This window comes from Marinomonas maritima (assembly GCF_024435075.2).
GTDB lineage: Bacteria > Pseudomonadota > Gammaproteobacteria > Pseudomonadales > Marinomonadaceae > Marinomonas > Marinomonas maritima.
In genome coordinates, this window is record NZ_JAMZEG020000002.1 from 727,589 (window position 1) to 742,001 (window position 14,413).

Here is a 14,413-nt window from a genome sequence, read left to right on the forward strand (position 1 = left end):
TTTGTTCAAAATTTTTCTTACGATTGAGTACTAACCGAGATTATTAATAGCTAGCATGAGTGCGGATTTTCGTGAATCACAGAAGGCATTATGTGGAAGGCGCTTCAATACACCCAATTTCTCTAAACGTTCTGTGGTTTGTCCGTTCGGACTAAAGATATAAACGGCGCAATCTGCTTCTATCGCATCTTTTATTGCATTTTCTAGCGCCAAGCTGATGGTTAGATCCATCATAGGGACGGCGCTTAAATCCAATACAACCGCTTTATAATTATGGATGCGGTTGTGGTGTTTTGCGATGGCTTTACTGGCGCCAAAAATCATTGGGCCAGACAAATAGAACAGTAAAACTTTCCCGTCTGCCTCATCAAGTAGCTGCTTTTCTTCGTCAGTTAAAGGTACGTCATCGTCAGCATCACTAATGGCCTTTACATTTCCAGACTGTAGTCGGCTGAGTTTCTCTATCGTAATGATGTTTGCAATGAAGACACCGATTCCTACTGCGACCATTAAATCGACAAAGACCGTGAGCGTCATTACTCCGTACATGATGATGGTAGGAGATAAGGCTATTTTATGAGCGCGTTTTAGAAAACTCCAGTCAAGAATATTGATACCCACATACAGAGCAATGCCTGCCAATACAGCCATAGGAATCGGACTGATAAGTTCAGAGGCACCAAGCACAACCAATAGCAAAATGAATGCTCTTGCAATGGCAGCTATAGGAGACTTTCCTCCAGATTGAATGTTGACCACGGTGCCCATGGTTGCGCCAGCACCAGGTAGTCCTCCCAACAGGCCTGAGAAGAAATTCGCTATACCTTGACCTACTAATTCGCGATTCGAGTCATGCTCTTTACGGGTTAAGCTATCAGCGATGACAGCAGTTAATAGTGTATCAATACAGCCTAGTGTTCCAAGGACGAGTCCATCTATAATCATTTCTATGATGACAGGGCTTTCAAAATGAGGCCAGTGGATAGAGGGTAGGCCAGATGGAATGACGCCAATACGGCGAACGTCTGTGTCATTAAAGAGAATGACAGATACTAATGTGATAACGACTAGGGCAACCAGTTGAGGAGGTACATAACGACGCCAATGTTTAGGTAGGTAGAATAGAACGCCTAGCGTTAAAAGTCCTAAAAAAAGTTCTGAAAATTTCAGATCCATTAGTAGTTTGGGCAGCGCAGTGAGCGTTCCTATGACGCCGCCAGAGGGAGAGGGGTGTCCTAAGAATGGCGCTAGCTGGAGAATGATTAAAATAACGCCAATGCCAGACATAAAGCCTGAAATGACACTGTACGGCATTAGAGTGATGTATTTTCCTAATTTTAGGTAGCCAAGTGTGATTTGAAACAAGCCGGCGATCATGACAACGGTGAAAGCCATGGCCACCCCACCTTCAGGGCTACTCGCAATCATACTGGTGAGTACGGCGGTCATGATCACTGTCATTGGGCCTGTTGGTTCAGAAATTAGGCTGGTTGATCCACCAAATACAGCGGCAAAAAAACCGACAAGTATCGCCCCCCATAATCCTGCCTCTGCGCCAGCACCTGACGCAACGCCAAAAGCTAGGGCAAGAGGGAGTGAAACGATGGCGGTAGTCGCGCCTCCAAACAAATCGCCCACTAAAGCCCAATCTTTGAAGCGAGAAAAATCAATGATCATTGTGTTATACCTATCCGTTATCTATGTTCATATCAGGCTATTGAGATTGTATATTTTATCTGTTTGCAAAAGAGCCCGCATTAGGCGGGCTCTTTTTATCTTAGATATAAATTGTAGGTTTTATTCTACATGAGTATCTGGCGTTGTTTTAGCATCACTTTGCTCTTCTCGAGAGGCTCTAGGGTCGTTTTTTACTCGACCGGCTGTAGCTCGTCTACGAGATGTGGCTGCGCTGCGTTTTTCTTCTTGCTCTAAACGAAGCTTTTCTTGCTGCGCCAAAATAGCGGCAGGCAGTTCAACAGGTGCTTTTATTTCCGTGTTTGCCTGCTTAGTAGCTGGTTTACCACGGCCGCGGCGAGGAGCTCTAGATGAGCGACCAGTATTTTCTGGCGTTTCTTCTTTTGTCTCTTCACTTTCTGTTGATTGCTGTACTGCTTCTACTGGTTCGGCTGCCTTTGTTTCACGTTTAGAAGGCGCGACACGCTCTTCAATTTTTTTCTCTATAGTGGCTTCAGCTTCTACTGTTTCTTCCACTTGATTTTCCGAAGCTTCGATTGATGATTTATCCGCAATAGGTGCTTCAGTTGCTTGTGGTGCTTCTTGCTCAATTTTTCTCATTTGAGCTTTTACTGACATTTTAGGCTTTACCGTTTCCGCTGGTGTTTCGCTTTCTGCGGTAACTTCTTCTATTGCTTGTTGCGTTTCTGTTGTTGAAACTTGTTTAGCTTCAACAGCTTCAACAGCTTCAACAGCTTCAACAGCTTCAACAGCTTCAACAGCTTCAACAGCTTCAACAGCTTCAACAGCTTCAACAGCTTCAACAGCTTCAACAGCTTCAACAGCTTCAACAGCTTCAACAGCTTCAACAACTTCAACAGCTTCAACAGCTTCAGGCTCTTTTACTATTGGTGATTTTGATGTCGTTTCTTCTGTCTTTGCTTCAGCTTTTACTGCTTCTGTCGATTCAGCAACAACATTCGTTTCTTGGTTGTCAGGTTCTGTGCTTTCATGTTGTGTGCTATTTTCTTCTTTTTGCGGACGGCGTGAGCGACGAGAGCGACGAGAGCGACGTTGTGGTTCATCGCCGTTTTCATTGCTTTCTGCTATGGCGTTCTGAGCGGCTTCTACTAAAGCTGCATCTTCTTGCTCTTGTAGTTTCGTTGCTTCTAGTGCTTCGTCTTTCAATTTTCCGTTACGACGACGATTGTCATTACGGTCACGCTTGCGTTCTTTTACTTCAGGAATTTCTTTTTCCTTTTGTTGTTGGCGAGGTGCTTTTACAGCCGCTTCTTGCTTTTCAACTTTAGGTTCTGATGTCTCTTGTTTGTTTCCGCGATTGTTACGACGGTTGTTGCCTTTGGTTTCAGTTTCGGCTTCAGCCTGTTCGCGACGCGATTGACGAGTCGAACGATTTTGCTCGGTCTTATTGTCGCCACGATCTGAGTTTTGGTGTTTTACGTTACGTTTGTTTCTGTTTACACGATTGCCGCTAGGTGCACTTGAAGAGTTGCGCTCACTAGGTGTAGGTGTATTAGGAGTGGATTTACTTGGCGTGGTTTTACTTGCCGGCTTTTGTTTTGTCTTGGCTTGAGTTTCCCCAAATAAGGCCGTCATAATGCGTTTAAGTAAGCTGGGGTTCGCTTGCGTACTTTTGGTCACTTTATTAGCCGCAGGGGTTGGTGCGTTATGTGCAGGTGCCGGCGCTTTAGGAGCGATGCTTGTTACTGCTGCTTGTGGACGCACATTGTCGTTCACCTGACGAGGTTCGTAAGGTGGTTGCTCAGGCGCTTCGACTAATGAGTAGCTGTTTTCGTTTTGAGCTACCACTGTGCTGTCATCACGAATACGTTCCACTTCGAAGTGTGGCGTTTCCATATGCGGATTTGGAACAAGGATAATATGAACGCTGTTGCGTTTTTCAATTTTGGCGATATTGGTGCGTTTCTCATTGAGCAAGAAGGTTGCAACGGATACCGGTAAAACAGCGCGAATTTGAGCGGTACGCTCTTTAGAGCATTCTTCTTCGATAAGACGAAGAACAGAAAGTGCTAGAGACTCCACATCACGAATAAATCCTTGACCATTACAGCGAGGGCAAACTATACCACTGGTTTCACCAAGTGATGGGCGTAGTCGCTGACGGGACATTTCTAATAAGCCGAAACGTGAAATGCGTCCAATTTGAACTCGTGCACGGTCAGCTTCTAGCGCATTCTTCATGCGCGTTTCAACTTCTTTTTGATTGCGTACTGGTGTCATATCGATAAAGTCGATAACCACCAAACCGCCAATGTCTCGTAGGCGTAGCTGACGAGCGATTTCATCTGCGGCTTCTACGTTTGTTTGAAGTGCTGTTTCTTCAATGTCTCCACCTTTTGTTGCACGGGCAGAGTTTATGTCGATAGAGACCAACGCTTCTGTTGGATCAATAACAATAGACCCACCAGATGGCAGGCGAACTTCACGCTGGAAGGCGGTTTCAATCTGGCTTTCGATTTGGAATCTATTAAATAGAGGTGTGGAGTCTGTGTACATTTTAATGCGTGATTTGAAATGCGGCATAACTTGCATTACAAAATTGATTGCATCTTGGTAAGCGTCTTTTTCATCAATCAATACTTCGCCAATGTCTTCACGTAAATAATCGCGAATCGCACGAATGACGATATTGCTTTCTTGATAAATTAAGAAAGGAGCCGGCTTCTCTGTTGCTGCTTTGGTTATTGAAGTCCAAAGTGTATCAAGGTAATCCAAATCCCATTGAAGTTCTTCTGTTGAGCGACCAACACCGGCTGTTCGAACAATCAGTCCTCCATTTTCTGGCGTGTTAAGGCCTGACATGGCTTCTTTTAGGTGAGATCTGTCATCGCCGTCAATGCGGCGAGAAATACCACCAGCTCGTGGGTTGTTTGGCATCAAGACCAAGTAACGGCCAGCGAGACTAACGAAAGTAGTAAGGGCGGCGCCTTTATTACCACGTTCTTCTTTATCTACTTGCACAATCACTTCTTGACCTTCACTTAACACATCTTTGATGTTAATTCGGCCTTCGTGATTTGATTTTTTAGAAAAATACGTTTTTGAAATTTCTTTCAAAGGAAGAAAGCCGTGGCGATCAGCACCAAAATCAACAAAAGCGGCTTCTAAACTCGGTTCAATACGAGTAATGCGGCCTTTGTATATATTTGACTTCTTCTGTTCGCGTGAACCGGATTCGATGTCTAGATCATATAGACGTTGACCGTCTACGAGGGCGACGCGCAACTCTTCTTGTTGAGTTGCATTTATAAGCATTCTAATCATTGTATATGTGAACTCTGTTGGCTGATGCGAAAGAGTCACTGCAGTGATAGGGTAACCATTAATAAATCTGACTCAGAATGAGAGCATGTTATTCAGTCTTTCCTGGCAAGAGGAGTACGCTTATTCGTTTATTTTATGTTAAACGCTTTTGTGCGGTCGCTGCCCTAATGAATACTAATAGTCTCTTTAACCGGTCTCGTTTTTTTTGCTTTTTACGATACAACGCGAACGCGCGGTCGAGCAATTTAATGAGATGTCCTTCCACTGAAGCGGATTTTTCCGAATCATGCGGTTTATTATTTAAGATTAACTGTTACAGAGGTAAGATAGGGGCCAAAGTGTCGCTTCGGCAATTTTCATTCAATTCTTGCATCTTATCTTCGAGGTGTTTTGTTGCCTCTTATCCTTTGCGAATGTGAATATAACAGTAAAAACTAAGTGCTTCAATTATAAAGGAAACCAATCTTTGCTTATGTCGGACTCAGAACAAAATCCAGTAGAGCGCCCAGCGGTTCGTTACGTCACTATTGACGAGAATAATGAAGGCCAGCGAGTTGATAATTTTTTGCTTACTTTCTTGAAAGGCGTACCTAAAGGTAAAATCTACAACCTGCTCAGAAAAGGGGAAATCCGTGTAAATAAAAAACGCACGAAGCCAGATTATCGCCTTCAGAATGACGATGTTGTGCGAATAGCGCCAATTGTTATTGCGCCAGAATCAGAAAAACCACTTTTGGGTGATCGACTGAAGAACGAAATAGAGTCACGTATCGTCTACGAAGATAAAGGCTTAATTGTCGTAAATAAACCATCTGGACTGGCTGTCCACGGTGGCAGTGGCTTGAGCTTTGGTCTTATTGAAGTAATTCGACAAATGCGCCCACTGGAAAAGTTCACGGAGCTTGTCCATCGATTGGACAGGGATACGTCGGGTCTTATTATGATTGCCAAGAAACGAGCGGTGTTAAAAGAGCTCCATACGGCATTACGTGAAAAAGAAGGCGTACAAAAAACCTATCTTGCCTTGGTATATGGCAGCTGGCCAAAGCGTAAGTTGCAAGTAAATGCACCTTTGCTAAAAAATGAATTGAAATCTGGTGAGCGTGTTGTGAAGGTTCATACCGATGGAAAAGAATCTTTGACACGATTTAAGCTAGTAAGGCAATTCGAGGGATACAGCTTGGTTGAGTGCGAACCTGTGACTGGACGTACACATCAGATTCGTGTGCACGCTCAATATGCCGGCTATCCCATTGTTGGTGATGAAAAATATTCACCGGACGAATCATTAAAAGAAACCAAAGCATTAGGCTTTAAACGTTTGTGTCTACATGCGACGCGATTAGACATTATGCTCAATGGCGAGCGTATGTTGTTTGAAGCACCAATAGACAACGAGTGGCAGAGTTTGATGAACGATAAATTGACGGCGGCTTTTCCTTAACGACTTAGTTAAATGCGCTTTATATTGCTCTATTGTTGAAAAAGACCTATTTGCATAGGTCTTTTTTTTGCTTGGTTATTAGTATGGTTTTATGTGATTAGTCATTGTTCTGTTACTCCCAGTAATACGGCTCGTGATGGGATTATTTATTCTATGAAAATTGGTGGGTCATTGGTTTCGTTATAAGTGTCGTCAATTTGGCTGTGTGGGACATTGTCGGTGGTCTGGCGTTTATTGACAGTGATTGAAACGTGGCTATGCCGTTTTTGACGAAATAAAGGTTGGGGTAGTGTGAGTTTGGTCTAAATATAATGCGTATTAGAAGGTTAAAATGCGGATCTTGATTATCAATATTGTTCTGGGTGGCTAAGCTCAATAGAATTGATTTTTTATTTCTACAAAAAAGACATCTCTTATTGATTAAGTTAGTGCGTATCGTAAGTCATAATGTCGAGATGGATAGGGCGCTCCAATGAAAAAATCATTTCTTAAAAAGCTACAATCTCTTACTGCAATACTTGTTTTAAATACAGTGCCGGTCAGTTTTGCACAAAGTAGCATCAGTTATGAGGCGGTAGGGTCTCTAACAAGAGTGCTTACAGATGAAAGAAAAAATACCTGTACTAGTATTGGTGCGCAAGAATGCTCACTTAAACAGCTGTATTTAGACAATTCCCTAGCTTATATTCAGAAGCATGCAGATCAACCGACCAATTATCAGCATCAACTGGCCTTAGCATTGGTTGAAGAGGCGTATCAAGATGATTACGATACTTTGTTAGATCAGTATGAGCATGAGTTAAAGCATGCTGTCACTGTGGCCGATCCAGATTTAGCAGCAACTATAAAAAGTAAGGCTGAGGAAGAGCTTATGACATTAAAAATAATGCGTCGCTCTAAAATAGCCGAATTTAATCGGCAATTTGGAACGGCTTGAAAATAAAGGTATTTGTGACATGAATCGACATGCAATCTGATCAATATCTCATTAGCTTTGTCACGATTCGCCGGCAATTTGATTTCCGAGGCATTGAAATGGGGCGTTGGGTTACGCCCGAAGAACGAGATCGAGCAGCGGCTAATTTTCATCGTGCGTTAGAAGACTTAATGTCTGTATTGCAGGCGCCTGAGTTACTGATTTCTCTGCGAGGCACTCTTGGCCTTCAATATGGAAAAGGTGGGAGGCCTGGTGTGGCTGCTCATTATATTCCGGCAACACGACAGCTATCATTAGCGAAAAATGCGGGTGCTGGAAGCCTTGCTCATGAATGGTTTCACGCTTTCGATCATTACATGGGCGACAAAATGTTTCACTTCGCTTCATCATCCAGTTTTGCGTCTAATAATTGGCTGCAAGAACCTGATTCAAGCAATATCAAACCTCACCCGCTAAACACACTTTTGGCTGACTGCTTCAAAAGCATTCTACTCAGCTCAGACGGCGACGACACTAGCGAACTGTTTCAAGCGTCTCAATGTGCCGATGAAAAGCACAGTAACTTCTATTACTCCAAACCAGAAGAAATGTGCGCTCGTGCATTTGAGTCCTTCGTAGAGGACAAAAAACCATCAAGTCGATTCTTGGTAAAAGGTACGCGCTATTCCGAGGAAGCAAAGGCAGGGCTTTATCCTAAAGGGGAGCAGCGAGAAAAAATCAATCAGGCATTTCAGAATTACTTTGGTTTGCTTGGTCGAGCGCTGAATAAAGAGCTTAGCTAAATTGCTTTAGTATTTTTGATAAAATTAAAGACAATAAAAAACGAGCCATTTGGCTCGTTTTTAGTTTCAGGCTATGAAATTTTAATCTTCGTAGCTGTCGATCGGTGGGCATTCACAGAACAAATTACGATCACCATAGACGTTGTCTATACGGCCAACGGGTGGCCAGTATTTACGGCCTTTGATCCAAGGTAATGGGTAAGCTGCTTCTTTGCGTGAATAGGCGTGGGCCCATTCGATATTAAGAAGACTGTCTGCGGTGTGTGGTGCATTCACTAAAGGGTTGTCTTCTAGCAGCCATTCGCCGGCTTGTACTTTGCTGATCTCTTGACGAATCTGAATCATGGAGTCACAGAAGCGATCTAGCTCATCTAGATTTTCGGATTCAGTAGGTTCGATCATCAATGTGCCAGCAACAGGGAAAGACATAGTTGGCGCGTGAAAACCGAAATCCATCAAGCGTTTTGCGATGTCTTCTTCACTGATGCCTGATTCTGCTTTTAGTGGGCGAATATCAATAATACATTCGTGGGCAACTGTGCCGTTTTTGCCTGTATACAGCACTGGGTAGTGCTCGCCTAGGCGTTTGGCTATGTAGTTGGCGTTCAAAATGGCGTTGAAGGTCGCGTCACGTAAGCCTCTGTCCCCCATCATTTTAATGTACATCCAAGTGATAACAAGGATACTTGCGCTGCCATAAGGGGCCGCAGACACGGCGCCGTGCTGTTCTGTCATGCCCATGACTGGCGTAACCGCATGTCCAGGTAGGAAAGGAGCAAGGTGTGATTTAACGCCAATTGGTCCCATGCCAGGGCCGCCGCCGCCATGTGGAATACAGAAGGTTTTATGTAGGTTAAGGTGAGATACATCGCCACCAAAGCTGCCCGGAGGAGCAACACCAACCAATGCGTTAAGATTGGCACCATCAATGTACACTTGGCCGCCAAACTTGTGAACAATGTCACACACTTCGCGAATGTGTTCTTCAAATACGCCGTGTGTAGAGGGGTAGGTTGCCATGATGCAGCTTAGTTGTGCTGCATGTTTTTCTGCTTTTGCAGTAAGGTCAACTAAATCAATGTTGCCATCCACGTCGCATTTGACGATAACCACCTTCATGCCTGCCAATGCAGCAGAAGCAGGGTTGGTGCCGTGAGCAGAGCTTGGAATCAAGCAAATGTCGCGATCATGATCACCACGAGATTTGTGGTATTTGTCGATGGCAATTAGACCTGCATATTCTCCTTGGGCGCCAGAGTTTGGCTGTAAAGAGACGGTGTCATAGCCCGTCGCTTTAGAGAGCATATCGATAAGCTCTTGCAATAAAGTATGGTAGCCAGCAACTTGATTACTTGGTGCAAATGGGTGGATTCGACCAAATTCTGCCCAAGTAACCGGAATCATCTCAGACGCTGCGTTCAATTTCATGGTGCACGAACCAAGAGGAATCATGCTTTGATTAAGCGCAATGTCTTTTACTTCTAGTTGGTGCATGTAACGCATCAACTCGGTTTCACTGTGATGACTGTTAAAAACAGGGTGAGTCAAAATAGCATCTTGGCGCAATAGTGAGGCATCAAATCCGTAAGCGGCGTCAGCATTGGTGATGTCTTCTAGCGTTAATGTTGCCCCGAAGCATTCGGCCAAATCGATAAGATCATTAGGTGTAATGGTTTCGTTTAAAGCAATCGACACTTGGCTTTCAGAGACTTTGTGGAAGTTCATTAACTTCGCAGCGCCTTTTGCCATGATGCTGTCGGTTTGATCGCCGGTGTTTACAACCACGGTGTCAAAGTAACTTGAGTTGGTAGTGAAGCCTTGTTGTTGAATGGCTTTAGCAAAGCAATTTGTCAAAGCGGCAACGCGATTAGCAATTTTCTTAAGACCATCTGGACCATGGTAAACCGCATAGAAGCCGGCCATCATGGCAAGTAGTGCTTGAGCGGTACAAATGTTTGATGTCGCTTTTTCGCGGCGAATGTGTTGTTCGCGAGTTTGCATTGCCATACGAAGAGCAGGTTTTCCGTGGCTGTCTTTAGATACGCCAATAACGCGACCTGGCATAGAGCGTTTGAATGCGTCTTTTGTTGCTAGGAATGCCGCGTGTGGTCCACCAAATCCCATTGGTACGCCAAAGCGTTGCGCAGAACCAAACACAATGTCTGCGCCCATGTCGCCAGGCGATTTTAATAGCACAAGAGAAAGAAGGTCGACGGCGATACTGACTAACGCACCTTGTTCATGAGCTTGCTCAATAACAGGTGCTAAGTCTGTCACCGTACCGTCAATGCCTGGGTATTGAAGCACGGCGCCAAATACATCGTGATTCGAAAAATTAACAATATCGTCAACAATGACGTTGATTTCTAACAGTTCAGCGCGCGTTTTAATAACGTCGATGGTTTGTGGCAGGCAATGGCTTGCTACAAAAAGAAAGTCGCTCTTTTTGCGATTTGAACGCTTCATAAGCGTCATTGCTTCGGCTGCCGCCGTCGCCTCATCTAGTAAAGAGGCGTTTGAGATTTCCATGCCAGTTAAATCGATGATGACTTGTTGGAAGTTTAGTAGTGCTTCCAATCGACCTTGAGATATTTCTGGTTGGTAAGGTGTGTACGCCGTGTACCAGCCTGGATTTTCTAACAAGTTACGTAAAATAGGAGATGGTACGTGTGTGTCGTGATAACCCATACCAATAAAAGAGCGCGCTACTTTGTTGTGTTTTGCGATGGCCTTTAGTTGCACAAGTGCTTCGTTTTCACTTACAGGGCTGGCTGAAAGGTCTAGATTTGCTTGACGAATGGCTTCAGGAACCGTTTTTTGAATCAGTTCAGGAAGCGTGTTTATGCCGATTGTTGCTAGCATTTTGGCTTGTTCTGATGCGTCAGGGCCAATATGGCGAGCAATAAACTCATCATTGTTTAACAAATCGCGGATGCACGAAGTCATGTTTCAATCACCTATTAAGATAAAATCGGGAGAATGGGCTCTCTCATCAAAGAAGTAGGAGAGCCTATATGGAGACTATTCGATAGTGGCTGAATAGCCTGCAGCGTCAAGTAGTTTATCAAGGTCAGCGGCGTCACTAAGCTTGATTTTTGCAATCCAAGCACCTTCAAAAGGCACTTCGTTGATCAACTCTGGTGTATCATTTAGGTCGTCGTTGACAGCGATGATTTCACCACTAACAGGAGCATAAATATCTGAAGCAGCCTTTACGGATTCTACGAGCGAAAACTGCTCAGTAGCGGTAACTTCTGCGCCTACTTCTGGTAATTCAACATATACAACATCGCCTAGTAGGTCTTGTGCATGGTCAGTAATACCAACAGTTACTGTACCGTCACCGTTGTCTAGTACCCATTCATGAGAACCGGCGTATTTTAGATTTTCTGGGATAGTGCTCATTTTATTTATGCCTCTTCGAAAAAATACCCAAGGATACGTATCCTTGGGTATGTGTTTTTAGCGGTAAAGTGGGAAGCGCTTGCAAAGTTCTTTTACTTCTGCGAGTACGCGAGCTTCTACTTCTGGATTGCCTTCTGGCATTGCCACCAAGCCATCGATTACGTCACTGATTAGATGACCAACTTGACGGAACTCTTCTATACCAAAGCCACGTGACGTCGCTGCTGGTGTACCAATACGGATACCAGAGGTGATCATTGGTTTTTCAGTATCAAATGGGATACCGTTTTTATTGCAGGTGATGCCGGCACGTTCTAGTGCTTTGTCGGCCATGTTGCCTTTGATGCCCTTAGGGCGCAAGTCAACAAGCATTAAATGATTGTCTGTTCCACCTGTAACGATATCGCAACCGCGTTCAATCATCACTTCTGCCAATACTTTAGCGTTCGCAACTACTTGATCGATATACACTTTGAACTCAGGTTTTAAGGCTTCGCCAAAGGCAACTGCTTTACCCGCGATGACGTGCATCAGTGGGCCGCCTTGATAGCCTGGAAAAACGGCAGAATTTATTTTCTTACCAAGATCAAGGTCGTTGGAAAGAATCATACCACCGCGCGGGCCACGAAGTGTTTTGTGTGTTGTGGTTGTTACAACATGCGCGTGAGGAAGCGGAGATGGATGAGCACCTGTCGCAACAAGACCAGCAATGTGAGCCATATCAACAAACAAATAAGCGCCAACTTTGTCAGCAATTTCACGAAAACGCTTGAAGTCTATAACTCGAGGTATAGCTGAACCACCTGCGATGATCATTTTCGGTTTGCATTCCAGTGCCTGCGCTTCAATGGCATCGTAATCAATCAATAATGTGTCAGGGTGAACTTGGTATTGAACGGCATTAAACCACTTTCCTGATTGTGCAGGGCGTGCTCCATGCGTTAAATGACCACCAGCGTCTAAAGACATACCAAGAATAGTGTCGCCTGGCTGAAGTAGTGCGAGCATTACTGCACCATTTGCTTGGGCGCCGGAGTGAGGTTGCACGTTGGCAAATTCACAGTTGAAAAGTTGTTTAGCTCGGTCAATCGCAAGCTGTTCTGTCACATCTACCGCTTCACAGCCGCCATAGTAGCGACGATGCGGATAACCCTCAGCGTATTTGTTGGTAAGAACTGAGCCTTGAGCTTCCAAGACTGCTTTTGAAGTAATGTTTTCAGAAGCAATCAATTCAATGCCGATTTCTTGGCGTTCTTCTTCTGCAACAATCGTTGCAAAAAGCTCTGGATCTCGTTCAGCTAACGTTTGGCTGAAAAAAGCATCGGTGTTGACCATGGGTAAATTCCTCTTTAATAAACAGGTATGTCTAAAAGACAATGAGTTTTGCGTATAATAACACTATGGCAGTCTAGGATGATGAAAAAAGATCATCTTTCTAAGAGCGTCAGTCATTGATCAATTTACGTCATTTTCTTTATCATAATCAAAAAGTTTCCAATTGGAAACAGTAAATTGAAGTGAATTCTAAGTATATATCTTAATATTTTTGACCGATCATTTAGTTGTTTTCTCCATTTTTATTGGTATTTATTACAAAAATCACTCAATAAATATTGCTTAGTACTTGTCAAATCAAGTTGATTTTAGATACTCTGTTTCCAATTGGAAACAAACCCTACCACTAATTTTATTAAGGTTTTCGTTATGAAACGTACAGCTTTGTATGATCAACATATCGCTTCTGGTGCCAGAATGGTTGAATTTGCAGGTTATGAAATGCCTGTTCAATATCCCCTTGGAGTCATGAAGGAGCACTTATGGGTTCGCGAGAATGCGGGGTTGTTTGATGTCTCGCACATGGGACAAGTGATGTTAAGGGGGGAGACTGTAAAGTCATCTCTTGAGGCAATTCTGCCGGTCGATGTTGTTGATTTGGCGGAAGGTATGCAGCGTTACGGTATGTTCACAACAGTCGAGGGCGGCATTACAGATGATTTGATGTTTGCGAACTGGGGTGACGATGTCTTTATGGTCGTAAATGCGGCCTGTAAAGAACAGGACATTGCTTATCTGAGGTCATCTTTGGTAGGTTGTGATGTGGAAGTTATTGATAATCGAGCATTATTAGCTATTCAAGGACCAAAAGCTCGCGAAGTATTTGCTAGAATGGTACCCGATGTTTTGTCTATGACATTTATGCAAAGCACCAAGCTGGTTTGGCAAGGAGTTGAACTTTGGGTAAGTTGCTCTGGTTATACTGGCGAAGATGGTTACGAAGTTTCAGTACCAAATGACCATGCTGATGCATTTGCGAGTGCATTGTTGGCTTTTGCTGAAGTCGAATGGATTGGTCTTGGTGCACGTGATTCGTTGCGTCTTGAAGCTGGTTTGTGTCTATATGGTCACGACATTGACACTAACACTACACCAGTAGAAGCTTCTATTAATTGGGCAATCCAAAAAGTACGTCGTTTGGATGGTGAGCGTGCTGGTGGTTTTCCTGGTGCTGATATTATATTGCCGCAATTTGCGAATAAACCAGCTAGGAAGCGTGTTGGTTATTTGGTGGATGGGCGTGCGCCAGTTCGCGAAGGTGTTGATATAGTCGATGCGGCTGGTAATGTTCAAGGGGTCGTGACAAGCGGTGGTTTCTCGCCAACGCTCGCGCAACCTATAGTCATGGCTTATGTATCTACTTCGTTGCTTGGTGCTGATAAACCATTGTTTGCCAGCGTAAGAGGTAAGAGTATTCCGTTGACGCTAACGACGATGCCTTTCGTGCCTTCACGCTATTATCGCGGTTAAAAACTGAAACCATTTATTAAAGTCTTGGCTGATGCCTTAAGATGAAAATCCCATGCGTTA

General features: G+C 44.0%; 9 protein-coding genes. 4 read left to right on the top strand and 5 right to left on the bottom strand.

All coding sequences use genetic code 11. From position 1 onward, the window contains the following. Window positions 1-30: 30 nt before the first annotated feature. Both M3I01_RS09405 and rne read right to left on the bottom strand, forming a co-directional pair. Window positions 31-1,677, bottom strand: a complete 1,647-nt coding sequence (locus M3I01_RS09405; protein WP_255895583.1) for a SulP family inorganic anion transporter — start codon at window positions 1,675-1,677, stop codon at window positions 31-33. Window positions 1,678-1,797: 120 nt separating this feature from the next. Then, on the bottom strand, window positions 1,798-4,980 hold the full coding sequence (rne, locus tag M3I01_RS09410; RefSeq protein WP_255895584.1) for a ribonuclease E: 3,183 nt from the start codon (window positions 4,978-4,980) through the stop codon (window positions 1,798-1,800). Between the two features lie 472 nt (window positions 4,981-5,452). On the opposite strand from rne, the gene rluC reads away from it, so the two are divergent. From rluC to M3I01_RS09425, 3 genes are all read left to right on the top strand, one after another. Continuing rightward, window positions 5,453-6,424, top strand: a complete 972-nt coding sequence (rluC, locus tag M3I01_RS09415; RefSeq protein WP_255895585.1) for a 23S rRNA pseudouridine(955/2504/2580) synthase RluC — start codon at window positions 5,453-5,455, stop codon at window positions 6,422-6,424. Between the two features lie 472 nt (window positions 6,425-6,896). Beyond that, window positions 6,897-7,361, top strand: coding sequence for a hypothetical protein (locus M3I01_RS09420; protein WP_255895587.1), 465 nt, complete (start codon window positions 6,897-6,899; stop codon window positions 7,359-7,361). Window positions 7,362-7,390: 29 nt separating this feature from the next. Next, window positions 7,391-8,143, top strand: a complete 753-nt coding sequence (locus M3I01_RS09425; RefSeq protein WP_255895588.1) for a CLCA_X family protein — start codon at window positions 7,391-7,393, stop codon at window positions 8,141-8,143. 81 nt (window positions 8,144-8,224) lie between these two features. Here the strand turns inward: M3I01_RS09425 and gcvP are convergent, their stop codons facing one another. The 3 genes from gcvP to glyA form a co-directional block, all read right to left on the bottom strand. After that, window positions 8,225-11,089, bottom strand: a complete 2,865-nt coding sequence (gene gcvP / locus M3I01_RS09430) for an aminomethyl-transferring glycine dehydrogenase (RefSeq protein ID WP_255895589.1) — start codon at window positions 11,087-11,089, stop codon at window positions 8,225-8,227. Window positions 11,090-11,164: 75 nt separating this feature from the next. Next, window positions 11,165-11,548, bottom strand: coding sequence for a glycine cleavage system protein GcvH (gene gcvH, locus M3I01_RS09435; RefSeq protein WP_255895591.1), 384 nt, complete (start codon window positions 11,546-11,548; stop codon window positions 11,165-11,167). Window positions 11,549-11,605: 57 nt separating this feature from the next. Then, window positions 11,606-12,883 carry a serine hydroxymethyltransferase gene (gene glyA, locus M3I01_RS09440; protein ID WP_255895592.1) on the bottom strand — a complete coding sequence of 426 codons (1,278 nt, stop codon included), beginning with the start codon at window positions 12,881-12,883 and terminating at the stop codon, window positions 11,606-11,608. Window positions 12,884-13,252: 369 nt separating this feature from the next. On the opposite strand from glyA, the gene gcvT reads away from it, so the two are divergent. Continuing rightward, complete coding sequence (gene gcvT / locus M3I01_RS09445; RefSeq protein WP_275565047.1) at window positions 13,253-14,353, top strand: glycine cleavage system aminomethyltransferase GcvT; 1,101 nt, start codon at window positions 13,253-13,255, stop codon at window positions 14,351-14,353. The last annotated feature ends 60 nt before the right edge of the window (window positions 14,354-14,413 follow it).

Excerpts from the sequence above, each read along its gene's own strand:
- gcvP (WP_255895589.1), bottom strand. The coding sequence starts at position 11,089 with ATGACTTCGTGCATCCGCGATTTGTTAAACAATGATGAGTTTATTGCT.
- rluC (WP_255895585.1), top strand. The coding sequence starts at position 5,453 with ATGTCGGACTCAGAACAAAATCCAGTAGAGCGCCCAGCGGTTCGTTAC.
- M3I01_RS09405 (WP_255895583.1), bottom strand. The coding sequence starts at position 1,677 with ATGATCATTGATTTTTCTCGCTTCAAAGATTGGGCTTTAGTGGGCGAT.
- M3I01_RS09425 (WP_255895588.1), top strand. The coding sequence starts at position 7,391 with ATGCAATCTGATCAATATCTCATTAGCTTTGTCACGATTCGCCGGCAA.
- glyA (WP_255895592.1), bottom strand. The coding sequence starts at position 12,883 with ATGGTCAACACCGATGCTTTTTTCAGCCAAACGTTAGCTGAACGAGAT.
- gcvT (WP_275565047.1), top strand. The coding sequence starts at position 13,253 with ATGAAACGTACAGCTTTGTATGATCAACATATCGCTTCTGGTGCCAGA.
- M3I01_RS09420 (WP_255895587.1), top strand. The coding sequence starts at position 6,897 with ATGAAAAAATCATTTCTTAAAAAGCTACAATCTCTTACTGCAATACTT.
- gcvH (WP_255895591.1), bottom strand. The coding sequence starts at position 11,548 with ATGAGCACTATCCCAGAAAATCTAAAATACGCCGGTTCTCATGAATGG.
- rne (WP_255895584.1), bottom strand. The coding sequence starts at position 4,980 with ATGATTAGAATGCTTATAAATGCAACTCAACAAGAAGAGTTGCGCGTC.